Raw genomic sequence first — 23272 nt, 5'->3', positions numbered from 1 at the left:
CCTGGCCCCTTTGGGGCCTTACGCTGGGGTGGGGGGGTGTATGTTGCGGGGTTCGATTTTGTTGGGGGGGTGATAAAACTACCGCCGACTGCAGCGCAAGCTCTACGATGCCGGGTTCGCCGGTATCGCCATCCCGGTCGAATACGGGGGACGCGGGCTCACCGCCGCGCATCAGCGGGCGTTCACCGAGGAAATGGCCGGGTTCGAATATCCGTCGCGATGTCAGGTGCCGACGCTGTCGCCGTGCGCGGCGGTACTGCTGGACTTCGGGACCGAGGAGCAGAAGCGAACGCATATTCCGGCGATGCTGCGCGGTGCGGAGATCTGGATGCAGTTCCTCTCCGAACCGTCCGGCGGCTCCGATGTGGCAGGCGCGGTGACGACCGCCGTGCGCGACGGTGACGACTGGGTACTCAACGGCGCGAAGATCTGGACCACCGGGGCGTGGTACTCCGATTGGGCGCTGTGCCTGGCCCGCACCAACTGGGATGTGCCGAAACACCGCGGCCTCACGGTGTTCATCCTGCCCATCCATCAGCCGGGTATCGAGGTGCATCAGATCGAGATGCTCAACGGCGCCCGGGAGTTCTGCCAGGAGTTCCTCACCGATGTGCGGGTACCGGATTCGGACCGGATCGGGGAGGTCGACGGCGGCTGGACCGTCGGGACCCGCTGGATGTCGCACGAACGGCTGCTGGCGGAATCGCCCTACGTCACGGTGCCCGCCAAACCCGCCATCTCCGACCGGTCGCCGGTGGAGATCGCCTGCCGGGCCGGGACCGTCGACGAACCGGGCGTGCGTGACCTCATCGGTGAGGACCGGATGCTCGATATCGTCGGCAGCGCGCTGCAGCGGCGGCTCGGTACCGGGATGGCGTCCGGCCGTATCCCCGAGCAGTCGGCGGCCATCGGGCGCTTGTTCCGCGGGATCGCCGAATCACGCCGGGCGACTATAGAATTCGAGGTCGCGGGGGACGCGGTGTGGGACGAGGAATTCGGTGACGCGGGCGATGTGTTCCTGATGCGGCAGGTGAGCTGTATCGGCGGCGGCACCACCGAAATGGCCCGCAATGTGATCAGCGAACGCGTGCTGGGCATGCCCAGGGAAGCACGGTCGGACCACAATGTGCCCTTCCGCGAGGTGCCGCGGGGCGGTCGCCGTAGTTCATGACGGAAGCCGGGCGGTAGGTGCCCGCCCGGCCCACGACCGATCAGACCGTAACGCTGACCTCGCCGGGATTCGTACTCATCGTGACGACCACCGGTCCCGGACCGGTATCGGCCAGTGCGCGCTGGAAACCGTGGTCGGTCGGGAACCAGCCGCCGGGGGCGGGGACCGAGGAGACGGTGACTTCCTCGGATCCGGTGGCGCCGGTTGCCGTATTACGCCACGAGACCGTCGCCGACAGCGTGCACGCCGGGTCGGGGCGGTCCGCCCGGAACAGCACCGATACCCCGACACCTGCGACATCGGTCGGTAGCGGAGTAACGGATACCTGGCTGCGAACCGTGCCGGCGCATCCGGGTGCGATATCGACGCGAGCGTCCTGGAAATCGGCGGCCGCCTGGGCGCCCGCGGGCGCCGCGACCGGGAGCAGGGCGGTTGCGGCAAGTGCGCCTAGAGCAAACGGTCGCAAGATCTTTCGCAAGAGAATATTCCTCTCAAAAACGGGGTTCCGGGCCGGTTACCCCGGGAGCCGCCACGGGTAAACCCTTCGCTGGGTAGGTCCTGGAACCGACGCGCCCGCCGCGGAAGCCGACCTTACCGCCGACCGCGGGCGCGGTGGGTGGATCTGCGTGATCCCATGGTGCCGGGTATGCGGCCCGGCTACTGATCGGCCGTTGCGGTGGTATCGGCGGCTCCCGGTAACAGGGCCAGCCGGCTGGCGGTGCGGTGGATATCCGGGGGCAGCCGATCGCCGGAGAGGCATTCGCCCAGGGGGGCGTGGGCAATGAGGTTCAGCGGTATCCCGCGGTCGCACAGAACGTCGACGAGGTTGGAGAAACGTTGTACGGCATCGCGGTCGGCCGTGGTGAGCACGGGAAGCCCGGACAGGGTCCAGTGGCTGTATCGATCGGTGAGCCGTAGGTAGTCGATGGTGGAAAACGGGCGGTCGCACAGGTCCGTGAAGTCGAACCAGATCTCCGCTCCCCGGACGGCCAGGGCGGTGACGGTACGGGTACCGAACGTGACCCTCCGCCGTTCGGGCGGTGCCGGGATACGCAGCCCGGCGGCCGCGAGCCGGTTGCCGTCGCCGGGCCACAGGTAGCGGCCGAGACCGAATCCGGTGGCCGGTGCCGGCCCGGTGCGCCGGTAATCGTGCGGGCCCGCCACTTCGACGACGTCCAGGGCGTCCTCGAGCATTGCCACGACCGGTTCGATCAGATGATGGAACAGCGGGTTCGGCAGCAGGCCGGACGGCGGATAGTTGGAGGTGGCGACCAATGTGATGCGGCGGGCGAACAGGGCGCTCACGACCTTGGCGAGGATGGTGGCGTCACCGGGGTCGTGCACATGGAATTCGTCGAAACAGACGAGCCGGGCCTCGCCGAGCAGATCCCGGACCGCCCGTTCCCCGGCCCGCGGTTCATGGCGGTGGGCGGCGTAGCGGGAATGGAACTCGCGGAAGAATTCGTGAAAATGGATGCGGCGTGTGTGCTGTCCGGGCACGGCTTCGTAGAAGGTGTCGGCCAGCCAGCTCTTTCCGCGCCCCACCGGTCCCCAGATATAGACACCACGCGGCGGGGACCCGAAAAGGCGCCGACGCCCGGATAATTCGTCGCCGAGGCGGCCCAGCGCGGTGGCGGCGGTGCGCTGGGAATCGTCGAGGACGAACCCCGCATCGTGTGCGGCATTGTCGAATACCGATCCCCAGTCGTTTCGTGCTCCTGCCACCGGCACCTCCTCGTGACCTTCGGAGCCAGCCTGGCAGGCCGGTCCCACGGTGCCCAGAGACGAGACGCACATGTGAAAAGGATCGCGTGGCGGTGCCGACGCAGCGCCCCAAGGAATTACGCGGCGGGTGTGAGAAGGTAGTCCTGGGGTTCCAGTCTGCGCACCCGGCGCCGGTAGCTGGTGACCGTACCGGGCCAGTTGTTGGTGATTTTGCCGGCCGCATTGCGATACCAGCTGGAGCAGAAGTTCCACGGGGTGCGATCGAGGCGTTTCTGCAGAGCGTCGTTGAACGCGCGCTCGGTCTCGGCGCGGACCTCGAGCATATGGCCGGGTTTATCGGCGAGCAATTGCACAGCCTGACGGATATAGCGGGACTGCGTTTCGATCATGTAGATGATCGACCCGACCCCGAGGTTCGTATTCGGCCCGTACACCATGAAGAAATTCGGGAAATCGGGCACCGTCATCCCGTAATAGGCGTGCGCGCCGTCCGACCACGCCTGGGCCAGTTCCCGGCCGGCCCGCCCGCTGATCCGCATCGGCCACAGGAATTCGGTCCCCTTGAAACCGGTTCCGTAGATGATCACATCGGCTTCGTGCAGCGTACCGTCGCCGGTGCGCACGCCCCGCGGGGTGATCTCGGTGACGGCGGCGGTGGTCACCTCGACATTCGGCTGAGTGAGCGCCGGATAGTAATCGCTGGAGAACAGTGTGCGTTTACACGCGATCGGATAGTCCGGGGTGAGTTTCGCGCGTAATTCGGGATCGTCGACATTCTTGTTCAGATTCCGCTGCGCCACCCGAGCCACGATCCGGCTGATAACCGGCAACTCGACCAACCCCAGCGACGAGACCTCCGCCGTAAGCCACCAGCCGAGACGTTCCAGCAGCAGCATTCCGGGAATACGCGCAAACAATTTGTGCTGCACCGGCGAATAGTCGGTATCGAATTTCGGCAGCACCCAGGCGGCGGTGCGCTGGAACAGGGTGAGGTGTGCGACCTGCGGCTGGATCTGCGGTACGTACTGGATCGCACTCGCACCGGTGCCGATGCAGGCGACGCGTTTCCCGGTGAGATCGACACGGTGATCCCACAGCGCCGAATGGAACGCCTGCCGGGCGAAACTGTCCACGCCGGGAATATCCGGCAGCTGCGGGCGGGAGAGCTGCCCGACCGCGGAGATCAGCACATCGGCGGTCCGGGTGGCGCCGTCGGCGGTGTGCACGGTCCAGCGGCCGGTCTTCTCGTCGAACGCGGCGTCGGTGACCTCGACACCGAACTCGATACGGTCGAGCAGATCGTGCCGACGGGCGACTCCGCGCAGGTAGTCGTGGATGGCGGCCTGCCCGGAGTAGCGCTGCGGCCAATCCGGTTTCGGCTCGAACGAGTAGGAGTACAGCGGTGACGGCACATCGCAGGCGGCCCCGGGATAGGTGTTCTCCCGCCAGACTCCACCGAGATCCTGAGCTTTCTCCAGGATGGTGATATCGCTGAACCCGTGGCGCCGCAATTCGATCGCCACGCCGATACCGCCGAAGCCCGCGCCGATCACCAGCACCGATACCCGGTGTGCCCCGCTCATACATACTCCTGTCCCGCGAGCACGGGGTGGCTCCTGCGCCGTGACGTCCACCGCCGCCTCCGGGCCCCACTCGCTCACACCCGTGCCCGGTACCTCCTGTGGTCCCCCTCACTGTAAGGCTGCGTCGGGCCTCCGGATCGAGACTTTCGGTCAACTGGCCGGGGATCGCGCCGCGCTGGGAGGAGAAGCAGGTCGGTGCTCAGGCGAGACCCGGACCGGAACCGGTCGTATCGGCGAGCAGTGCAGCGATCGCGCCGTGCCCGTTCTGGATCGATGCCTCCCCGCCGGTGTCCCGGTAGCGGAGGGTGATCCGTTCGGTGCCGTCTCCGGCCGGGCTGCGCTCGACCGTGTATTCCCCCTCGCCCCAGCTCGACTGATCGGCGAGCACGGCGACCAGGTCGGCACCCGCGAGGCGGGCAGCGATCGTCGCGGCAGTGTTTCCCTCGGGGTCGGTGCGGCCGGGGTCGGCGCCGTGGGCCAGCAGGGACCGCACTATTCCGTAGCATCCGCGGCGGGCCGCGCGGGTCAGGGGTGTGCCCTCGATATTCGGGTCGGCGCCTGCCGCAAGTAACAGGTCCACCGTTTCGAGGTGTCCGTTGTCCACCGCCCACAACAACGGCGGCGTCCCTGGACCTTGCTGCTGCGGATGCGGTGGTTCGGGCAGATCGGGGTCGGCTCCGGCGGCCAGGAGCGCGGAAACGACGCCGACGTGGTTCCAGCAGGCGGCGGCGCACAAGGGCAGGCCTTCCTCGACCGGCGTACTGGGCCGGTTCGGGTCGGCCCCGTGCGCGAGCAGCAGGCGGACCAGGTCGGCGCAACCGTTCACCGCGGCCTGGTAGAGGGGTGTGGTTCCGTCCTCGTTCGTTTCCTCCGGCGACGCGCCGTCCTTCAGCAGCGCTTCGAGGGCAGCGGGATCCCGCTCCCATACAGCATCCATCAGGTTCGTCACCTGTCCATTGAAGTCACGGTGTCAACCGGATATGGCTGGAGTCGGTCGTGGCCTGCCCCTGCGCGGTTCGCTCGGCCGCGCTGTCCGGCTCCACCAGGCGGTCCGGTCTAGCCTGAGGGGATGACGATCGGGTTCGGTGCCGACGGTCCGGCGGGTGGCCGGTGTCGGCTCGGCGAGCGATGATGGCTACCGGCGTCGAGCGCGTGCCCGTCGATGTGGTGCGCTACCTGTCGGAGCTGGTCGAGCGTGTGCGTGCCAGCTACCGGGGCCGGCTGGTGAGTGTCGCTGCGGTGGGATCGCTCGCCTTGGGTGACTACCGGCACGGGCGCAGCGATATCGACATCACGGTGGTCGTCGACCCGGCGGCGCCGACGCGACTGGCGCACGAGCTGGCCGATGCGTTGGCCCACCCAGGATTGTGCTGTCCTGCTGCCGGACTGGAACTGGTCGTCTACGACGCCGGGTTCGCTGCCTCGGGTGCGCCGGGGGCGGGATATCTGCTCAATCTGAACACCGGCCCCTTGCTGCCTGCCGTGGCGGACTTCGAATCCGCTGACGCGCCGGGGTTCTGGTATGTGATCGATCGGGCGATCGGGCATCAGAGCGGGTGGACGCTTTCCGGTCACCCGATACGGGAGGTGCTGGGGGCTCCCGCGCGTCCGGACCTGCTCACTGCCGTTTCGGCGTCGGTGCGCGAGCATGCTTCGGGCGCCGGGCATCTCGCGGACAACAGGGTGCTGAACGGGTGCCGGTCGGTGTATTTCTGCAAGGTCGGTGGATGGGTTTCCAAAAGGGCAGCCGGGCGGTCGATTGCTGCTGGTGAGAAGAGGTTTCGTCCGCTGATCGAGGCGGCACTGCGGAGTTTCGAACGGCCTCGTGAGTCGGCGCTGGAGCTTCCCGTCGGCGAGGTGGACGAATTCATGGCGTGGGCGCGGCGGACGGTCGACCGGATAGCCGGAGGAACTGCCTCCTGACCATCCGGCGAGGGCGGTCGGCTCTCGGGCCGGGAGCCAGACTCACAGCAGCGCCGTGTCGGGAAGGGGCACCGCGTCGGCGTCCGCGTGGTCGCCCGCCCGCGCCATCGGGAATATTCCTTGACAGGAATATTCCCGATGAGGAATGGTTGGGGTGTGGCACGCGATGTATTCGAGGTCCTCGCCGACCCCACACGGCGGCATATCCTCGACCTCCTGCGCGACGGTGAGCGGACCGTCGGCCACCTGGCCGATGCGCTGGGCACCGCGCAACCCAATGTGTCCAAACATCTGAAGATGCTCGACGCGGCGGCGCTGGTACGGGTCCGGGTGGACGGCCCGCGCCGGCACTACACGCTCGACCCCGGCCGGCTGCGGGAGATGGACGCCTGGCTGGCCCCGTTCCGTGAGATCTGGGCCGACCGGCTCGACGATCTGGAAACCTATCTCGACACCCTGCCCGACGATCCGGAGGAGTGAAGATGACCGGAGTGACACAGCGGCTCGGCGAGGTGCTGCGCGACGGCGACCGTGTGGGCACCCGCTACGAACGCATCCTGGCCCACCCGCCGGCCAAAGTGTGGCGGGCGATCACCGAATCCGGCCATCTCCGGCACTGGTTCCCGGCCGATATCCTCGGCGAGCGCCGCGCCGGGGCCGAGATCCGGTTCCGGTTCTGGCCCGAGGCGGTCGAACAGGCCTCGGCGGAACTGACCGAAATGGAGGTCGACCTCGGCGACCCGGAGCTGCCGGGCCGAATCCTCACCTGGGATCCGCCGCGCCTCTTCGAATTCCTCTGGGACGACGAACATCTGCGGTTCGACCTGCTCGCCGAGGATCCGGGGACGCGGCTGGTGTGCACGGTCTGGTTCGGTACGCCCGGTCCGCACGGACTCTCCGGCACCGCCACCGGCTACCACGTATGCCTCGACGAACTCGTGGATTCGCTCGCCGGCCGGCCGATCGACCTGCCCGACCCGGACGAGGTCGCGGAGCTGCGCCGCCGCTACACCGAGGCCGTCGACGCGACCTCGGTGTAGCCGGGTGGTCAGCCGATGCGCAGCAGGGTGCGCCCGAGGGCGGTGCGTGCTTGGATGGCGGCGTGCGACCGGGCGGCCTCCGCCAGCGGATAGGTCTGGCCGATCACCACCTCGATCGCGCCGGTCGCGACCGCGTCGAGGATGCGGGCGGCGTATGCGGCACGGTAATCGTCACCGGTGTTGGTCAGATCGTGCAAACCCACCACTTCGACACCGCGTTGCCGGGCGTCCTCCGCGGCTGCCCCGGCGAATTCGCCGGCCGCCGCCCCGTATCCGATGAACCGTCCGCCGCCGCCGGCGGCGACCGCGAGCGCGGCATCGCCCAGGTGTCCACCCGCACCGTCGAGTACCAGATGGGGGGCCTGGCCGCCCGTTGCGGCAAGGACGCGGTCGGTCCATCCGGGTTCCGAGTAATCGATGGCGGTATGCGCGCCGAGGCGTTCGGTGAGCGCGAGTTTCGTTTCGCCGCGGGCCGCCGCGATCACCTGCGCACCGGCCTGCCGGGCCAGCTGGATCAGCAGAGTGCCCAGCCCGCCCGCCGCCGCGGTGATCAGAACGAAATCACCCGGCCGCACCGCGGCACGATCGAAGACGGCGAGCGCGGTGTGGCCGTCGTGGACCAGTGCGGTGGCCTGGTCGAGGCTCACGCCGTCCGGAATCTCGGTGAGCGTTTCGGCCACCGCGAGCGCCTGTTCGGCGTATCCGCCGACGGGTAGGCCGCCTCCGGTCCCGCTGGTCGCCGTACGGGTCGCGACCCGGCGGCCGAGCCAGGCGTTGTCGACACCGGGACCGACCGCGCGCACTGTCCCGCCGATCGCGCCGCCCGGAATGTACGGCGGCCGGACCGGGAAGAAATCGGTACCCCAGCCCGACCGCAGCCGGGTATCGAGGAACATCACATCGGCCGCGGCGACCTGCACCAGGACCTGACCGGGTCCCGGTTCCGGTGCCGGGACCTCCTGTAGTTCGAGCACGTCCGGTGCGCCGAATTCCTTGACGAGCACTGCTTGCACGGTGAGCCTCCTCGGTTCGCTGTTCCCGGACCAGTCTGGAACCTGAACCAATATTGAGGTCAAGTCCGGCGGTTTTCCCGGCGGATATCTGACGAAACAGTGACACCCCCGCCGTGGCTCTCCCGGGGCACGCGGGGAAGCGGGCAGGATCGGCACCGTGCGAATACTGCTGACCGGCGCGGCCGGGTTCATCGGATCCCATATCCATGCCGCGCTGCGGCAGGCCGGTCACGAGGTGGTGGCCGCCGATTCGATGCTGCCCGCCGCGCACGGTCCGGATGCCCGGCCGCCCGAGGGTGTGGGGCGGCTCGATATCCGCGAACCGGGGGAGTTGGACCGCGTGCTGCGGGGTGCCGACGTCGTCTGTCATCAGGCGGCGGTGGTGGGCGCCGGGGTCGACGCACAGGACGCCCCGGCCTACGCGGGACACAACGACTACGGCACCGCGGTCCTCCTCGCGGCGATGGACCGGGCGGGCTGCACACGCCTGGTGCTGGCGTCGTCGATGGTGGTGTACGGGGAGGGGCTGTACCGCGGGCCCGGCGGTCTCGTCGCGGTGGGTGCGCGCGACAGTGCGGATCTCGCGGCCGGTCGATTCGAGCACCGCTCCGGCGGCGCAGACCTGGAATGGGCACCGGTGCCGGAGGATACGCCCCTGCGGCCCCGCAGTCTGTACGCCGCGAGCAAGGTTGCGCAGGAGAATTATGCGTCGGCCTGGGCGGCTCTCACCGGTTCGTCGGTGACCGCACTGCGATATCACAATGTGTACGGGCCCGGAATGCCCAGGGATACCCCGTATTCGGGGGTCGCCGCGATATTCCGGTCCGCCCTCGCCGTCGGCCGGCCTCCGCGGGTTTTCGAAGACGGCGGCCAGACACGGGATTTCGTCCACGTATCCGATATCGCCGCCGCCAACCTGGCCGCCATCGAAACCGGCCTTTCCGGATTCGTACCGTTGAACATCTGCTCGGGCCGGCCGATCACCATCGGACAGGTCGCCCGGACCCTCGTCGCCGCACACGGCGGTCCCGAGCCCGTGGTCACCGGCGATATCCGCCCCGGCGATGTCCGGCATATCGTCGCCGACCCCACCCGGGCCCGGCAGATGCTGGGATTCACCGCCCGGATCACCCCCGAAACCGGCCTGACCGAATTCGCGACCGCCCCGCTGCGCCCTACCCCTGCTCTCGGCGTATCGACGTGAAGGTCATGCCGGGAGCGAATTGGGGGAGCTCGATGAGCCATGCCGCGATGCGCACGTACCCGCGATCGGCGAGCCTTATCGTGCGCGATTTGTTGAACGATTGGGCGAGCGAGACACCGTCCCGGCTCGAGATCGTCCGGGTGGACGGCCCACCTGTGGCGCCCGAGCGGACTGTCGATCAGCAGGCCGCTCGATCCGCAGAGATACTGGGCAGATCGCGCCGTTCTGGATGAAGTACTTCAACGAGTACTACTACAAGACTCCGGAGAACCAGATCCGTCCCGTACGTGAGCGACCCGGCGGTCGAGGACTGTCCACCGGCGGCCGCTTCGCCTTGGCGGCCGGCGAAGCGCTCGTCCTCACCGTCGACCCGGTCGGCGCGGAGTCGCTCGGCGTGCAGATCATCGATCCGTGGGCGTCGCCTACCCGTACCGCGAGAAGACCGGCAGCCTCAACATGACACAGGCGGCGCCCAACCCGGACGGCACCTATACGTTCGTGGTATCGCCCCAGGACCCCGGTGTCCGTAACTGGCTCGATCCGGGGTGGCAACGATGCCGGTTTGATCGCGGTGCGCTGGCAGTCGGTGCCGGGTAAGCCGCCCGTGGACGCCGCGCTGCGGAGTTCCGCGGTGGTGCAGGTCGCGGACCTGCCTCGGGAGCTGCCCGAATCGACGATGCGGGTCACGCCTGCCGAGCGACGCGAACTCCTCGGCCGGCGCCGCGCGGCCGTGCTCGCGCGCCACTCCCGGTGACGCGCTGACGGCCGCTAACTCGAAGGCTGTGTCACCAGTAGTGATGCCGCAGCGCAGGCAAGTAAGACGACACCCATGCTCACCGAAAGTGCAGGAACGAGGTGTATCGGTGCGCGGCCGTCGACGAACTCGCGCACGCGCTGCCGGTGGTTGAGCCGAGCCGTGGCCAGTATGGCCAGAGCGGGAAACGCGGCGGCGGCAGCTACACCGACGACGAGGGCGCCGGGGCCCGGAACTGTGCGGAGGAACAGGAGGCACACGGCTACTGCGAGAGCGGCCGTGCGGACCCAGGCTAGCGTGGTCCGCTCCGGTTGCAACCCGGCATCGTCGTGGACATCGGCCACGGTGTCCTCGCCCGGTATGGATCGGTGGCTTCTCATAGGAAAATCTGCGCCGCGACGGTCGCTGCGCAGACGACAGCGAATACGGCCATGAGAAGTACGATGCCGGGCAACGGTAGCGGCCGGCCGGTGCGCATCGCGATTTCGATCCGAAACCAGCGGGCCAGCGCGACGGCAGTGAGCAGGACGGCGAAGACGAGCAATGCCACGATCGTCGTTCGGTGGGTGGATCCAGCATGCGTCTGGCCGGCAAGCGTTTCCAGTGCAAGCGCCGCTGCGACGGCGCCGAGCGCGGTGCGGATCCAGGCGAGGAAGGTGCGCTCGTTGGCGAGACTGAAACGAGGGTCGGGGTCGGTGCCGGCCCGCAGTGCGCTCGGCCGCCATCTCCGACCGGTTGCGGCCCGGGTTACCGGTGGGTCGGGCGTGGCGTGGACGGATTCGTGCCCGGACATCGGAGACATCTGAGTTTCCTCGACGTGGTGCATAGTTGACGGCGCCTGTGGATCTCCCGCGGCCAGGTGAGCGGTCGCAGCGGACTGCTCACCTGGCTTCGGTAGTGCGCACGGTGCGGTTCAGTGCGTCGCCAACTCCACTTTCCGGCGCTCGGACTCGGGGACACCGCCGCCGCGGGACAGGTTGATCCGGACCTCGTGCAGCGTGCCGGTGAAGGAGAACTTTCCGCTACGCGCGATCTCCTCTGTTACCGGGCTTCCCCTGTCCACGCCGATATCGAGTTGCTCGTTCATGGAGAAGATCGCCCGGGCGGTGCGTTCGATATGTTCCTCCGCGGCCTTCACACCATCGACGAACAGTGTCACCGTGGCGCCCTTCCCGATTCCGCCGCCGTCGTAATCGAAGTGCAGTGCCACCTCGCTCTTCCCTGCCGGGAGTCGTTGTGGCGCACGCACAAAGGTGTGTTCGCGGCCGCAGAAGTTGTAGCAGAACACCGGTTTCGCGTCGAGCACATACAGTGCGAAGCCGCCGAATCGTCCCCCGATCCCGGCCAGCATGCCTTCGCACGGCGAACCGTCGTTGTCGATCTGTGCGGTGAGCCTGAACGATCGGTTGAAGAACGACGGTGCTGCTTTCTCCACCAGGCCTTGCATATGTGGATACAGGGTGATGCTCGTGCGGCCCTCGAACGGGTGCGGGGGGCGGTTCCCCCGGGTGTGCCGGCCGGCGGTGCGGTCGTCGAGCGGGAGCACCTGATACTTGGCGGCCTCGACGAGGAAGAGCTGTTTCAGCCGGGCCAGGATCTCCGGGTGCTCGGCCGCGAGATCGCGGGCCTGGGACCAGTCGGTCCGCGTGTCGTACAGTTCCCACCGGTCCTCGTCGAGATCGGGGAGTTCCACGCCCGCGGTCGCCATGAGCCATGGCGCGCGGTGCGCGGTGACCGCCGTCCAGCCTTCGTGATAGATGCCGCGGTTGCCGAAGATCTCGAAGTACTGGGTGGTGTGCCTGTCCTCGGCAGCGGCATCGTTGAAGGTGTAGTTCATCGCCACACCTTCCATGGGCATCTGGGCGACGCCGTCCACGGTGTGCGGCGCGGGTACTCCGGCTGCCTCGAGAATGGTGGGCGTGAGATCGACGCAGTGGTGCCATTGATGCCGTAGCTCGCCGCGTTCGGCGATACCGGCGGGCCACCGCACGATCAACCCGTTGCGGGTGCCGCCGTAGTGTGACGCGACCTGCTTGGCCCACTGGTAGGGCGTATCGAGTGCCAGTGCCCACGCCGCCGGATAGTGCGGATAGCTCGTCGGAGTGCCCAGTTCGTCGAAACGGTCGAGGATGTCCGCGGTTGTGCTCTCGTACCCGTTGAGACCCGCAAGATAGTTGAACGACCCTTCCATACCGCCTTCGGCCGACGCACCGTTGTCACCGAGCATGTACAGCACCAGAGTGTTGTCGAGCGCGCCCAGTTCCTCGATCCGGTCGACGAGCCTGCCCACCTGGTCGTCGGTGTGTTCGAGGAAGGCCGCGTACAGTTCCATCAGTCGCGCGGAAGCCTTCCGCTGATTCTCGTCCAGCGAATCCCAGTGGGGAAGTCCCGGCGCCCACGGTGCCAGCAGCGTATCCTCCGGTACGACACCCAGGCGCTTCTGCCGTTCCAGCGTGATCTCACGTTGCCGGTCCCAGCCGTGATCGAATTCGCTCCGGTATTTGCCGAGGTACTCGTCGGGCACCTGCAGCGGGGCGTGGCAGGCGCCGAACGGTAGATAGCAGAACCAGGGTTTGCCGGCGTCCACCGCGTGCACGCCCTCGATCCACGCGGCCGCGCGATCCACCAGATCCTCGGAGAGGTGGTATCCGTCCTCGGCGCTGCGAGGTGGTTCGACGACGGTGAAATCCTCGTAGAGGACGGGATTGAACTGGTCGGATTCGGCGCCGAGGAATCCGTAGAACTTGTCGAAGCCTTCCCGGCACGGCCATCGGTCGAACGGCCCCACCGGCGTGATCTCCCAGGCGGGTGTCTGGTGCATTTTGCCGAACGCGCCCGTCGCATACCCGTTGCCCTGCAGAATCCGTGCCACGGTCGCCGCCGACGCGGGCCGGGTGCCGTTGTATCCCGGTGCAGCACTGGCCATTTCGGATATCACCCCCATCCCTACGGAGTGGTGATTGCGGCCGGTGAGCATTGCGGCGCGGGTCGGGGAACACAATGCGGTCGTATGAAATCTCGTGTACCCGAGCCCCTCTTGCGCGAGCCGCTCCGCCGTCGGGGTCCGGCAGGGGCCGCCGAAGGCGGATGCGGCACCGAACCCGACATCGTCGATCATGATCACCAGGATGTTCGGCGCTCCCTGTGGGGGACGGACCGGGGCACCGCGGTGGAAGGGGCGGCTCTGGCTGCGGTAGTCGACGGCAGAGGCCGGTTGCGGGGTATGGGTGACGATCGGCAGCGAATGGCGGTCCATAGGTGAATTCCCTTTCGTTCTGATGCCGGGGTAGTGGGTGGTTCGGTGACGGTGGTCAGACACGCTCGCCGTGGCGAACCACCGCGGTTTCCGCCGATGTCCGCAGTCCGCCGGTCGCCGGCGCGCGGCCGTGCTTCATGGACAGGGCGATCGCTATGCCGACGGCGCCGACGAGCGCGGCGGAACCGAATCCGTAACCGAAAGCCGAATCCGCGTACATCACGGACCGGCCGCCGGAACCCGGATCGCCGAGGTGGCCGGCCATGACGGCGCCCGTGACCGTGACGGAAATCGCGGATGTCAACTGCATTCCGACACCGGCGATCGTGGAACCCACACCGCTTTGTTCGGAGGGGAGGGCTTCCTGCACCAGGTTCGCGTTGGACGAGTGCAGGAACCCGACCGCGACGCCGGCGAGCGCACTGATCAGCACGACCTGCGTCAGCGAGGTCGGCATTCCGGCGCCGAGGAACATGACGAGTACGAACAGCGCACCGGAAGCGAGCAGTACTTGGCGCGGACCGAATTTCCGGGCACAGTAGCCGCCGAGCGGGCCGGCGAGCATCGCGCACAGCCCGAGGGCGCAGGTCCACAGTGCATACGTGGTGGCGGTCAGACCTGCCCCGTAAGAGATGCCGGGGATCCCTGCCGGAGTCTGCAGCAGCGTGGGCATCATCAGGGCATGCGCGTTCATCATGTATCCGACGCAGGCGACCGCCAGAACGGTAGGCCCGAATCGTCGACCGAACAGGATGGTGAAATCGATGAGCGGGTGGGTCGCGGTGCGCTGGCGCGCGACGAACAACACCAGCATGAGCACACCCGACACCAGTAGCCCCAGGGTCGTTGTGGACGACCAGCCCCACGCCGATCCCTTGCTCACCCCGATCAGCAGGACGGCTACGCCGGGCCCGAGCAGCGCGGTGCCGAGGTAGTCGACCGGACGGTCGGCGCGCACCGGGCTTTCCGGTACCACCGCGGCGTACAGCGGGATCAATGCGGCGACGTAGATCGCCAGGAACCAGAACACCGACCGGAATCCGAAGCCGTCGATCAGCCAGCCTGCGATGAACGGTCCGGCGACAGCCGACATCCCGATCCCTGTCGCGACCACACCCAGCGCGATCGGCACGAAATCGCGCGGCATGATGTCGCGCACGAGGCTGTAGGACAGCGCCACGATGCCCACCAGTGCCCCCTGCGCCGCGCGCCCGACGAGCATGAGCACGAATGTCGGTGCCATAGCACTGATGAGGCAGCCCAGTGCGAACACGACGGTCAGTGCCATGATGACGCGCTTCTTGCCGGCCTTGTCCGCGAGTTTTCCGATCAGCGGCATGAGGGTCGCGCCCGCGAGAGTGACGATGGAGATGACCCACGCCACGTCGAGGGTCTCGAATTCCTCGGCGATATGCGGCACCGCCGGGTACACCATCAGAATTTCGAAGGTGGCTATTTCCGAGAAGAGGATGATGACGGCGAGGATGGCGAACAGTCGCGGTTTCGATGCACCGGCGGCCGGTGGGGGTATTTCGTGCACCAGGGGTGTCCTTTGTTCGGATGGGCAGAGGACCGAGGAAGGCCGGTGGCTCGCGGCGGGAGGTCGGCGCGCGCAGGAAGAGGTTCGGATGCCGGAGTCGGCTCCGAGAATGTCGAAGTATGACGGTAATCACGGATTTGCGGATTCCGCCTATCGGGTCCCGCTCAGCGGGACCTATCTCTCGGAGGTATCCGCAGGGGCCGAGTTGACTCGAAAGTGATTGCCCGGCAGGTCTTCCAGAGATTTAAGACAGTGTCTTGACGAGGGTTGTTCCGGTCGCCTATCGTGGCCACATGTCGTCGGCAGTCGATTCACGTCAAGCCCTCCTCGAGGCAGCCGAACAGCTCTATGCCGCGCACGGGCTCGAGGGGGTGTCGATGCGAGATATCGCGGCCGCCGCGGGGCATCGCAACAACTCGGCTGTGCAATACCACTTCGGAAGCCGGGAAGGGCTTCTGATGGCGATCTTCCGATTTCGGATGCGCACCATCAACGAGGTCCGGCGTGCATATCTCGACAATGTCGTACAGGCCGGTCGGGAAGGTGACGTCCGTGCTCTTGTCGAGGCCGAGATCCGGCCCCTTACAGAGTTTCTCGCGGAAACTCCGGACGGAAGTTACTATGCACGGTTCCTTGCCCGTGTCTCTCCGTCCGTGGATTTCACCCTGCCCGAACTCAGTGAGGTCCAGGACGCCGGCCGCGAGATCGTCCAACGGCTCATCGACGCACTGGGCCATCTACCACGGCGGGTGGCTCTCACCCGGATCGACCTGATGTTCAACATGACCATCTCGGCGCTCGCCCTCGTCGAACAGCGCCGAGCCGAAGGACTTCCTCAACTCTCGAGCTTCGACGACACCGTCGACCACCTGATCGATATGGCTGTGGGCGCGCTGCTCGCAGACCGGACAGGAGCGCCATGACCAGCACGATATCGTCCCGCACCGTGGTAATCGGTGATCACACAATCGAATTCGGCCCCAGGCTGCTCCGTCGCACGGTCGGCGGCAACGAGACCGAGCCGTACACGACGCTGCATCTCGACCCGATGACTCCGTATATCGGCGCCACCGTCAGCGGGGTCGATCTCCGCGATCCGCAGGCGGAGCAGATCGAGGAGCTACGCCGCGCGCTGCTGGAATGGAAAGTGCTGTTCTTCCGCGACCAGGACATCACCCCGGCACAGCATCGAGACTTCGCCGAGCACTGGGGCACACTGGAAGTGCATCCGTTCCTCGCCCAAGGCGACGTGCCGGAAGTGGTGCATTTCGAACGCAGCCAGGACGATCCCGGAACCGAGAACATCTGGCACGTCGATGTCACCTGGCAGCAGCGCCCGCCGCTGGGTTCGGTTCTGCGGGCACTCGAGGTCCCACCGGCCGGCGGTGACACCTTGTGGGCGGATATGGGCAATGCCTACGACTGCCTCTCCGATGAAATCAAAAGCCGGATCGACACACTGACCGCCGTGCACGATTTCGTCCCGTCGTTCGGCCGCGGAATGTCTCCCGATCGGCTCGAGCAGATGAAGGAGACCTATCCACCGGTCCATCACCCGATTGTCCGGGTTCATCCGGAGACGGGACGCAAGACGTTGTTCGTGAACAGTTTGTTCACCACGCATATCCCGGATCTCGATCCGGTGGAAGGGCAGCAGCTGCTGCGTCACCTGTTCGATCAGGTGAAGGTTCCGGATTTCCAGTGCCGGTTCCGCTGGGCACCGAATTCCATTGCTTTCTGGGACAACCGGGCGACCCAGCATTATGCGGCCAGCGATTACTTCCCTCATCGGCGAGTCATGGAGCGAGTCGCCATCACCGGCGACGTGCCGCGCTGACCGATGAATTCTGCGACGAAGCCGAGCTCCCCGCCGAAAAATATGCAGTGGATACCCGGCGGCACTTTCTGGATGGGATCCGAGGAATTCTATCCCGAGGAGCGGCCGGTCCATCAGGAACGTGTCGACGGTTTCTTCATGGACACCCATCCCGTGACGATCGTCGAATTCCGCAGATTCATCAAGAGCACCGGTTATCTCACGACTGCGGAAACCGCTCCCCGGGCGGAAGATTACCCCGATGCCGACCCGGCGCTGCTCGTGCCCGGCTCCCTCGTATTCACTCCACCACCCGGGCCGGTACCACTCGACGACTACCGCAGGTGGTGGATGTGGAAACCCGGGGCCGACTGGCGCCATCCGGAAGGCCCGGACAGTGATCTGGCCGGTCGCGAGCGCCATCCGGTCACCCATATCTCGTATTTCGATGCGCTCGCTTATGCGCGCTGGGCGGGCAAAGACCTTCCTACAGAGGCGGAATGGGAATTCGCGGCACGAGGAGGGCTCGATCGTGCCCGGTTCGTCTGGGGTGATGAATTCACTCCGCGTGGCCGGCACCAGGCGAACACGTGGCAAGGAAACTTTCCCTGGGAAAATACGGCCGAGGACGGGTTCACCGGAACGTCGCCTGTGGGGTCCTTCCGGGCCAACGGGTACGGACTGGTGGATATGGCCGGCAACGTGTGGGAGTGGACCAGCGACCTCTTCACCGGCAGTCACGGAGTGGACGATCGCGCCACCGCCCCCGCGCACGGGTGTTGTAGCCCGTCCGATCCGCGTGCCGCCGGGCGAGAGGAGTCGATACCGTATCCGCGGCGAGTCATCAAGGGCGGATCGCACCTGTGCGCACCCAACTACTGTCTTCGGTATCGGCCGGCTGCGCGGCAGGGCGAAAGTATCGAAACCTCGACCGCACATATCGGATTCCGGTGTGTTGTCCGTCCGTAACGCCCTGCTCCCGGCCGGGGCGCTATCCGGTGCCGGCGGGTAAACGGATTTCGAAGCGGCAGCCGACTTCCCGATTGGCGGCGGTGATCGCGCCGCTGTGCGCCTGCACCAGCCCCGCCGCGATCGCCAGGCCCATACCGCTTCCTGCGGGCACACCGTCGTCCGCCACGGGGGAGCGGGTCGCGGTGCCGCGGTAGGCGACCTCGAAGATTCGTGGCAGATCGGCGTAAGCGATACCCGGACCCGAATCGTCGACCCGGGTCCAGATCTGGCCGTTATCGCGCCCGGCGGTGATCACGACCTTCCCGCCGGGTGGTGTATGCGCGATGGCGTTGGACACCAGGTTGGCCAGCACCCGGCTCAAAGCGTGATCGTCGGCCGCGACAGGTAGCGGCGCCGAGGGCTGTTCGGCGGTGAAAGCTATCCCTGCCCGGTCGGCCGTCGCGCGGTGGGCGGCATAGGTCTCGTCGATGAGTTCGCGCAGGTCGAGGGGTTCGAGGTCGAGATGCAGGCCGCCGGCGGAGATCTTCGACATTTCGAACAGGTCGTCGACCATCCGGGACAGCCGCCGGGTTTCCCGGTCGATCTGCCCGGCGTAGCGGGCGATATCGGCGGGATCGGCGACGACGCCGTCGATGAGCGCCTCGGTCATGGCCCGGATACCGGCCAGCGGGGTGCGCAGATCATGGCTCACCCACGCCACCAGCTCGCGGCGGGACTGTTCTGCGGCGCGTTCCTGTTCACGGATCTGCTTTTCCCACACCGTTTTACGGGCCTGCTCGCGACCCAGCAGGACAGCCGCGGGCACCGTGACGGCCGCGACGAGCAGCAACACCAGGGAGGTGCGCCGGAACTCGGCGGTGAACATCAAACCGCTCACCCCGGTGATCCCGGCCAGGGTCGCCAAGGTCGGGATGAGCACCAGTACCGCCATACTCGCGGTGAGCGAGCGGTCACGCAGCGCGCGCAGCGCCAGCGCACCGAAGAGCACCACCGGCAGGGAACACGCCAGCGTGAACCCGATGATCTGGAGCAGATTCTCAGGCATCCGACGGCTCCCCGGTGATCTCCGAGCGGCCCCAGGCATAACCGCGACCCCAGACGGTATCGATCCGGTGCCGGGAACCCAGCTTGGCGCGTAACCGCTTGATATGCACGGTGACCGTCGACAGATCCCCGAAATCCCACCCCCACACCTGTTCCAGCAGGCTCTCCCGGCTGTACACCCGGCCCGGATTGCGCAGCAGGAACACCAGCAGGTCGAACTCTCGCGGGGTGAGAGTGAGCGCGATGTCGTCGATGAACACCAGTTGGGCGGAGAGGTTCACCGTGATGGGGCCGTCGTGCAGGATCTGCCGATCGGGGGCCGGTACCGGCCGGGAGCTGCGGCGTAGGACCGAGGCGACACGCAGCGCGAGTTCGCGGGGGCTGAACGGTTTGGTGACATAGTCGTCGGCGCCGGCTTCCAGGCCGAGTACCCGATCGTCCTCGTCACCGAGCGCGGTGAGCAGGATGATCGGCAGATCCGGACGCCGCCCGGCGCGCACCGCACGGCACAGGTCGATCCCGCTGGGCTCCGGCATCATCACATCCAGGACCGCGAGTTCCACGTCGTCAGGTGTGCCGGTGCGGGCGAGCACGGCGTGCGCGGCGCGGCCGTCACCGGTTTCCACGACGGTGCGGCCGTCGCGTTCCAGATAGCGGCGCACCACCTCCCGCACCACCGGGTCGTCATCGGCCACCAGTATGCACATCGGATCGCCCTCACCAATTCGTGAACAGTAGATGGACCAGCAGCAGCGCCCCCGCGGCCTGCACCGCCAGCCAGGGACGGGCCCGCGCGTACGGAAGGTAGGCCGTAGCGACGAGCAGCCATATATCGAACGGTAACCAGATCCGCTCGGTTTCGGCCTTGCTGAGGCCACTGATATCGGCGGCGGCGATCGCGCACACCGCCCCGGTAACCAGCAGTGCCGCGGGTTCGAGTGTGCGCAACCGGGCGAGAGCCCGGGGCAGCCCCGCCGCGGTCGCCAGGCCCACCGCACACACGGTCGCCGCAAGATTGCCCCACCACCAGTACCCGTATGGACGATCCGTCGCGATGCCCTGGTAATACCGTTCGACCACCAGGTGATAGCCGTCGAACCACCAGAACCCCGCCGCGGTGAACGCGGCCACCACGAGCAGCGCGCCGAATACCGCGGGCAGCAGCGGACGTGCGGTGCGGGCCGCCACCAGCACCGCCACCGCCACGAAACCCATCAGCACCAGCCCGTAGTTCAGATAGATCCCGAAACCGAACAGGATTCCCGCCCCGATGGCGGCGAGCACCGGTTCCCATCGCCGGGCGCGATTCGCGCTCGGGACTTCCCTCGCCGCCTTTTCATGACGCCGCGCCCCGCGGTCGCGGGGGCCACGACTCGGTACGTCCGGCCCCGGCGATGTGCCGGTGTCGTCTACCCCGAGCGTCTGTGCCGACGTGCCGGTGTTGCCCGGTCCGTGTCTCTGCGCTCCGGAACCGATCGTGCTGCCGTGCTTCGTCGCGCCGCAACCGCGGGGCTTCACCACCGAACGACGCCCGGCGCGGGCGGCGACGGCGAGCAGTGCGACCGCCCACGCCGTCACCCCGGCGAACAACGCGTCGGCGGAGACCGCGATCCAGATCACCGCGGGAGCGAGTGCGAGGAACGGCAGCACGGCACGGGCCCGGTCTTCGCTGCCCAGGGCGCGTAAAGCCACCGCCACCGCGATCGGTGCGCTGCAGCCGATGAACACGCAGACGATCCCCGCCCAGGTCGGTCCGCCCACTCCGAGACGGTCGAGCAGGACGAAGAACAACAGCGCCCCCGGTGGATGACCCGAAACATGGGTGGTCCAGGAATCGGGCTGCCCGTCCAGGATCCGGCCGGCGAAGGTGTCGAGCATCAGCGGGATATCGGTGACCCCCGGCACCTCGGCCAGGTATTCGTGGCCGTCGGCGAGCCGCGCGGTGAATCCACGTTCCCAGCCGTCCACCATGGCCAGCGCGAACGCCCAGGCGAGCGCGGTCGCATACCCGGCGCCGAGCAGCGGGCGCCAGCGCAGCCGCCGGGCCAGTGCGGGGCCGCGCAGCACCACGATCGCGGCCAGTGCGAGGGCCGGCAGGGTTCCCCAGCCGATATGCGGCGACCACCAGCCGAAGATCGGCGCGGCCCCGGCGAAAAGCCGTTCCCGCCAGGGTTCGCTCGCCATGTGCGGAACGACGAAGGCCGTGAGGACCAGCAACGCTGCGGCTCCCGCGCCGAGCAGCTCCCCGCGCACCCGGCGGCGGGGCGCGGTGGTATCGATCGGATCCGGCACAGAGGCCACCCTAGGCCCGGCCATCGCCGGTCACACCGGATCGACCTGGTGGACCGATACGACGTCATCGTTTTGTCACAGGTTTCGAGCCGATTCCGGCCTAGCGTGGCAACCATGGCGACTGAGGACAGCGCACCGGCCGGCGTCACCGTCGTGATCCCGTGCCGCAACGAAGCCGAAGCGTTGCCGGGCGTGCTGACCGCGGTCCCGGCCGGCTACCACACGATCGTGGTCGACAACGGCTCGACCGACACCACTGCGGCCGTCGCGACCGAGCACGGCGCGCGGGTCGTCACCGAAACGCGGCCCGGGTACGGTGCCGCCGTACAAGCCGGTATCGCCGCCGCCGGTACGGAAATCGTGGCGGTTCTCGACGGGGACGGGTCGATGGACCCCGGCGAGCTGCCCGGACTGGTGGCGGCTGTTCGCGCGGGCGCCGATCTCGCGGTCGGCCGGCGGCGGGCCGTCACCCGAGGAGCCTGGCCGTGGCACACCCGGCTCGGCAACGGTGTCGTCGCCGGACGGCTCCGCCGGCGCTACGGGCTGCCCGTGCACGATATCGGCGCGATGCGAGTCGCGCGGCGGGGCGGGCTGGATGCGTTGGGACATCTGCACGACCGATTCGGATACCCCCTCGAGCTGCTGGTCCGGGCGGCCGGGGCCGGCTGGGTCATCCGCGAGATGGATATCAGTTACCGCCCCCGGACCGGCGGTGAATCGAAGATCTCCGGGTCGGCCCTGGGATCGCTACGCGCGACCCGCGACTTCCTGGCGGTGCTGCGATGAGCACCCCGGGACCACGCGGGAGGGAACTCCGAGCCCGAGCCGGGTTCGAGGCCGGGGCGGGGGTTGATGCCGGGACACGGAAGGAGTTCGGAACAGAGGAGGGGCCCGGGGCCGGCGCAGGGACTGAGCCCGAGGTCGAGGCCGGCACGGGAGCTGAGCCCGGCACGGGAGCTGAGCCCGGGGCTGAGGCGAGGACAGGGGCTGAGCCCGGGGCTGGAGCGGGCGCAGCGAACGCGGCCCGTCGGATGCCGGTCGATAGGCCCTCCGGAAACGGGCGAGTCGCGGCCGGCCACGAGGCTGGGTGGGAACAGCATGCGCCGGCGAAATCCCCGGGGGGATCCGGTGTGCCGATTCCCGTAACAGTGCTGGTTGTCGCCAAGGCGCCCGTCCCCGGATTCGCCAAAACCAGATTGTGCCCCCCGTTGACATCGGTACAGGCGGCACGGCTCGCGGCCGCCGCGCTGCTGGACACCCTCGACGCGGTGCGCGCCTGCCCGGCCGCCAACCGGACGGTGGCGTTCACCGGTGAGCTCGCAGTAGCCGACTGCGCCGAGGAAATCCGCGGCTCGCTCGCCGATTTCGAGGTCATGCCCCAGCGGGGAACCGGATTCGGGGTACGTCTGGCGAACGCGCACGCCGACGCTGCCCGCGCCGGGCTACCGGTCCTGCAGATCGGAATGGACACCCCGCAGGTAAGTCCGGGCTTGCTGACCGCTGCCGCATGCTGCCTCGCCGAGGGAGCCGAGGCACTCCTCGGCCCGGCCGGTGACGGCGGCTGGTGGGCACTGGGACTTTCCGATCCTCGGGCCGCGCGGCTGCTCGCCGACGTACCGATGTCCACCGACCGGACCGGCGCGGTGACGCGGAAGACGTTGCAGGCCACCGGTTACCGGGTGGGAACGCTGCCGCAACTCGACGATGTCGATCACTATGTCGACGCTCTGCGGGTCGCCGCCGACTGTCACGGCCGGTTCGCCACGGAGGTGCGCGCGCAGCGCGGCGGCCGGGGGGGTCGATGATAGGGAGCGGCGATTGCCTGGGGGGGGGGGGGGGGTTTTGTAAGGGTCGTCTTTTGTCTGGTTTTTGTGTTTGGGGCCGGCGGGGGTGGGGGCCCCGCTGCTGTCGCGGCTACTACGCGGACTGATCCCCGATG

Annotated in this window: 24 protein-coding genes; 12 read left to right on the top strand and 12 right to left on the bottom strand. The window is 67.7% G+C overall.

Annotated features, from left to right (window positions below):
- Nucleotides 1–88: 88 nt before the first annotated feature.
- Nucleotides 89–1171 carry an acyl-CoA dehydrogenase family protein gene (locus tag QH196_RS28680; protein ID WP_280418967.1) on the top strand — a complete coding sequence of 361 codons (1083 nt, stop codon included), beginning with the start codon at nucleotides 89–91 and terminating at the stop codon, nucleotides 1169–1171.
- A 40-nt stretch (nucleotides 1172–1211) separates the two neighbouring features.
- Here QH196_RS28680 and QH196_RS28675 read toward each other — a convergent pair whose 3' ends face one another.
- The 4 genes from QH196_RS28675 to QH196_RS28660 all read right to left on the bottom strand — a co-directional run bounded on the left by QH196_RS28675 (nucleotide 1212) and on the right by QH196_RS28660 (nucleotide 5428).
- Nucleotides 1212–1649 carry a hypothetical protein gene (locus tag QH196_RS28675; RefSeq protein WP_280418963.1) on the bottom strand — a complete coding sequence of 146 codons (438 nt, stop codon included), beginning with the start codon at nucleotides 1647–1649 and terminating at the stop codon, nucleotides 1212–1214.
- A 179-nt stretch (nucleotides 1650–1828) separates the two neighbouring features.
- Nucleotides 1829–2896, bottom strand: coding sequence for a cell division protein ZapE (zapE, locus tag QH196_RS28670; protein WP_280418962.1), 1068 nt, complete (start codon nucleotides 2894–2896; stop codon nucleotides 1829–1831).
- Between the two features lie 116 nt (nucleotides 2897–3012).
- Entirely contained in the window at nucleotides 3013–4479 is a 1467-nt protein-coding gene (locus QH196_RS28665; RefSeq protein ID WP_280418961.1) for a flavin-containing monooxygenase, read from the bottom strand.
- A 199-nt stretch (nucleotides 4480–4678) separates the two neighbouring features.
- Entirely contained in the window at nucleotides 4679–5428 is a 750-nt protein-coding gene (locus QH196_RS28660) for an ankyrin repeat domain-containing protein (protein ID WP_280418960.1), read from the bottom strand.
- Nucleotides 5429–5610: 182 nt separating this feature from the next.
- Between QH196_RS28660 and QH196_RS28655 the strand changes: the two genes are divergently transcribed.
- The 3 genes from QH196_RS28655 (at nucleotide 5611) to QH196_RS28645 (ending at nucleotide 7442) form a co-directional block, all read left to right on the top strand.
- Nucleotides 5611–6402 carry a nucleotidyltransferase domain-containing protein gene (locus QH196_RS28655; protein WP_280418959.1) on the top strand — a complete coding sequence of 264 codons (792 nt, stop codon included), beginning with the start codon at nucleotides 5611–5613 and terminating at the stop codon, nucleotides 6400–6402.
- A 156-nt stretch (nucleotides 6403–6558) separates the two neighbouring features.
- Entirely contained in the window at nucleotides 6559–6882 is a 324-nt protein-coding gene (locus QH196_RS28650; RefSeq protein ID WP_280418958.1) for an ArsR/SmtB family transcription factor, read from the top strand.
- A gap of 2 nt (nucleotides 6883–6884) precedes the next feature.
- A complete protein-coding gene (locus QH196_RS28645) occupies nucleotides 6885–7442 on the top strand; it encodes an SRPBCC domain-containing protein (protein WP_280418957.1) in 558 nt (185 codons plus the stop codon).
- A gap of 8 nt (nucleotides 7443–7450) precedes the next feature.
- Here the strand turns inward: QH196_RS28645 and QH196_RS28640 are convergent, their stop codons facing one another.
- The gene (locus QH196_RS28640) at nucleotides 7451–8455 is read right to left on the bottom strand and encodes a zinc-binding dehydrogenase (protein ID WP_280418956.1); all 1005 of its coding nucleotides are present in this window, start codon (nucleotides 8453–8455) and stop codon (nucleotides 7451–7453) included.
- A gap of 157 nt (nucleotides 8456–8612) precedes the next feature.
- Between QH196_RS28640 and QH196_RS28635 the strand changes: the two genes are divergently transcribed.
- The 3 genes from QH196_RS28635 to QH196_RS28625 all read left to right on the top strand — a co-directional run bounded on the left by QH196_RS28635 (nucleotide 8613) and on the right by QH196_RS28625 (nucleotide 10413).
- On the top strand, nucleotides 8613–9659 hold the full coding sequence (locus QH196_RS28635; protein ID WP_280418955.1) for an NAD-dependent epimerase/dehydratase family protein: 1047 nt from the start codon (nucleotides 8613–8615) through the stop codon (nucleotides 9657–9659).
- A 229-nt stretch (nucleotides 9660–9888) separates the two neighbouring features.
- Entirely contained in the window at nucleotides 9889–10119 is a 231-nt protein-coding gene (locus QH196_RS28630) for a hypothetical protein (RefSeq protein WP_280418954.1), read from the top strand.
- A gap of 60 nt (nucleotides 10120–10179) precedes the next feature.
- A complete protein-coding gene (locus tag QH196_RS28625; protein WP_280418953.1) occupies nucleotides 10180–10413 on the top strand; it encodes a hypothetical protein in 234 nt (77 codons plus the stop codon).
- 14 nt (nucleotides 10414–10427) lie between these two features.
- Here QH196_RS28625 and QH196_RS28620 read toward each other — a convergent pair whose 3' ends face one another.
- The 4 genes from QH196_RS28620 to QH196_RS28605 form a co-directional block, all read right to left on the bottom strand.
- Nucleotides 10428–10793 carry a DUF202 domain-containing protein gene (locus tag QH196_RS28620; protein WP_280418952.1) on the bottom strand — a complete coding sequence of 122 codons (366 nt, stop codon included), beginning with the start codon at nucleotides 10791–10793 and terminating at the stop codon, nucleotides 10428–10430.
- The gene (locus QH196_RS28615) at nucleotides 10790–11206 is read right to left on the bottom strand and encodes a YidH family protein (protein WP_280418966.1); all 417 of its coding nucleotides are present in this window, start codon (nucleotides 11204–11206) and stop codon (nucleotides 10790–10792) included. The genes QH196_RS28620 and QH196_RS28615 overlap by 4 nt, the downstream gene beginning before the upstream one ends.
- A gap of 120 nt (nucleotides 11207–11326) precedes the next feature.
- The gene (locus tag QH196_RS28610) at nucleotides 11327–13669 is read right to left on the bottom strand and encodes an arylsulfatase (RefSeq protein WP_280418951.1); all 2343 of its coding nucleotides are present in this window, start codon (nucleotides 13667–13669) and stop codon (nucleotides 11327–11329) included.
- Nucleotides 13670–13724: 55 nt separating this feature from the next.
- On the bottom strand, nucleotides 13725–15209 hold the full coding sequence (locus QH196_RS28605; RefSeq protein ID WP_280418950.1) for an MFS transporter: 1485 nt from the start codon (nucleotides 15207–15209) through the stop codon (nucleotides 13725–13727).
- A 293-nt stretch (nucleotides 15210–15502) separates the two neighbouring features.
- Between QH196_RS28605 and QH196_RS28600 the strand changes: the two genes are divergently transcribed.
- Genes QH196_RS28600 through QH196_RS28590 form a run of 3 tightly spaced genes read left to right on the top strand, consistent with a single transcriptional unit; the run spans nucleotide 15503 to nucleotide 17994 of the window.
- On the top strand, nucleotides 15503–16132 hold the full coding sequence (locus QH196_RS28600) for a TetR/AcrR family transcriptional regulator (RefSeq protein ID WP_280418949.1): 630 nt from the start codon (nucleotides 15503–15505) through the stop codon (nucleotides 16130–16132).
- Nucleotides 16129–17046 carry a TauD/TfdA dioxygenase family protein gene (locus tag QH196_RS28595; RefSeq protein WP_280418948.1) on the top strand — a complete coding sequence of 306 codons (918 nt, stop codon included), beginning with the start codon at nucleotides 16129–16131 and terminating at the stop codon, nucleotides 17044–17046. Before QH196_RS28600 ends, QH196_RS28595 begins: the two co-directional genes overlap by 4 nt.
- A gap of 42 nt (nucleotides 17047–17088) precedes the next feature.
- Nucleotides 17089–17994: a formylglycine-generating enzyme family protein gene (locus QH196_RS28590; RefSeq protein WP_280418965.1), complete on the top strand. Its 906-nt coding sequence runs from the start codon at nucleotides 17089–17091 to the stop codon at nucleotides 17992–17994.
- Between the two features lie 22 nt (nucleotides 17995–18016).
- Here QH196_RS28590 and QH196_RS28585 read toward each other — a convergent pair whose 3' ends face one another.
- The 3 genes from QH196_RS28585 to QH196_RS28575 are packed head-to-tail and all read right to left on the bottom strand — an operon-like array spanning nucleotide 18017 to nucleotide 21357.
- A complete protein-coding gene (locus tag QH196_RS28585; protein ID WP_280418947.1) occupies nucleotides 18017–19042 on the bottom strand; it encodes a sensor histidine kinase in 1026 nt (341 codons plus the stop codon).
- Nucleotides 19035–19748, bottom strand: coding sequence for a response regulator transcription factor (locus QH196_RS28580; protein WP_280418946.1), 714 nt, complete (start codon nucleotides 19746–19748; stop codon nucleotides 19035–19037). The genes QH196_RS28585 and QH196_RS28580 overlap by 8 nt, the downstream gene beginning before the upstream one ends.
- Before the next feature lie 10 nt (nucleotides 19749–19758).
- Nucleotides 19759–21357 (bottom strand): hypothetical protein, encoded by a 1599-nt coding sequence (locus QH196_RS28575; protein WP_432279570.1) that lies wholly within the window; start codon nucleotides 21355–21357, stop codon nucleotides 19759–19761.
- 90 nt (nucleotides 21358–21447) lie between these two features.
- Here QH196_RS28575 and QH196_RS28570 point away from each other — a divergent pair, with 90 nt between their 5' ends.
- On the top strand, nucleotides 21448–22119 hold the full coding sequence (locus QH196_RS28570) for a glycosyltransferase family 2 protein (protein WP_280418945.1): 672 nt from the start codon (nucleotides 21448–21450) through the stop codon (nucleotides 22117–22119).
- A gap of 344 nt (nucleotides 22120–22463) precedes the next feature.
- Nucleotides 22464–23138, top strand: a complete 675-nt coding sequence (locus tag QH196_RS28565) for a TIGR04282 family arsenosugar biosynthesis glycosyltransferase (protein ID WP_280418944.1) — start codon at nucleotides 22464–22466, stop codon at nucleotides 23136–23138.
- The last annotated feature ends 134 nt before the right edge of the window (nucleotides 23139–23272 follow it).

Source organism: Nocardia carnea (assembly GCF_029868325.1).
GTDB classification, from domain to species: domain Bacteria; phylum Actinomycetota; class Actinomycetes; order Mycobacteriales; family Mycobacteriaceae; genus Nocardia; species Nocardia carnea_C.
Note: the sequence above shows the minus strand (reverse complement) of the source record. Positions and strands in the feature narration are given on the sequence as shown.

Excerpts from the sequence above, each read along its gene's own strand:
- QH196_RS28610 (WP_280418951.1), bottom strand. The coding sequence starts at position 13,669 with ATGGACCGCCATTCGCTGCCGATCGTCACCCATACCCCGCAACCGGCC.
- QH196_RS28590 (WP_280418965.1), top strand. The coding sequence starts at position 17,089 with ATGCAGTGGATACCCGGCGGCACTTTCTGGATGGGATCCGAGGAATTC.
- QH196_RS28575 (WP_432279570.1), bottom strand. The coding sequence starts at position 21,357 with ATGGCCGGGCCTAGGGTGGCCTCTGTGCCGGATCCGATCGATACCACC.
- QH196_RS28655 (WP_280418959.1), top strand. The coding sequence starts at position 5,611 with ATGGCTACCGGCGTCGAGCGCGTGCCCGTCGATGTGGTGCGCTACCTG.
- QH196_RS28645 (WP_280418957.1), top strand. The coding sequence starts at position 6,885 with ATGACCGGAGTGACACAGCGGCTCGGCGAGGTGCTGCGCGACGGCGAC.
- QH196_RS28570 (WP_280418945.1), top strand. The coding sequence starts at position 21,448 with ATGGCGACTGAGGACAGCGCACCGGCCGGCGTCACCGTCGTGATCCCG.
- QH196_RS28585 (WP_280418947.1), bottom strand. The coding sequence starts at position 19,042 with ATGCCTGAGAATCTGCTCCAGATCATCGGGTTCACGCTGGCGTGTTCC.
- QH196_RS28630 (WP_280418954.1), top strand. The coding sequence starts at position 9,889 with ATGAAGTACTTCAACGAGTACTACTACAAGACTCCGGAGAACCAGATC.
- QH196_RS28665 (WP_280418961.1), bottom strand. The coding sequence starts at position 4,479 with ATGAGCGGGGCACACCGGGTATCGGTGCTGGTGATCGGCGCGGGCTTC.
- QH196_RS28620 (WP_280418952.1), bottom strand. The coding sequence starts at position 10,793 with ATGAGAAGCCACCGATCCATACCGGGCGAGGACACCGTGGCCGATGTC.
- QH196_RS28580 (WP_280418946.1), bottom strand. The coding sequence starts at position 19,748 with ATGTGCATACTGGTGGCCGATGACGACCCGGTGGTGCGGGAGGTGGTG.
- QH196_RS28615 (WP_280418966.1), bottom strand. The coding sequence starts at position 11,206 with ATGTCCGGGCACGAATCCGTCCACGCCACGCCCGACCCACCGGTAACC.
- QH196_RS28600 (WP_280418949.1), top strand. The coding sequence starts at position 15,503 with ATGTCGTCGGCAGTCGATTCACGTCAAGCCCTCCTCGAGGCAGCCGAA.
- QH196_RS28595 (WP_280418948.1), top strand. The coding sequence starts at position 16,129 with ATGACCAGCACGATATCGTCCCGCACCGTGGTAATCGGTGATCACACA.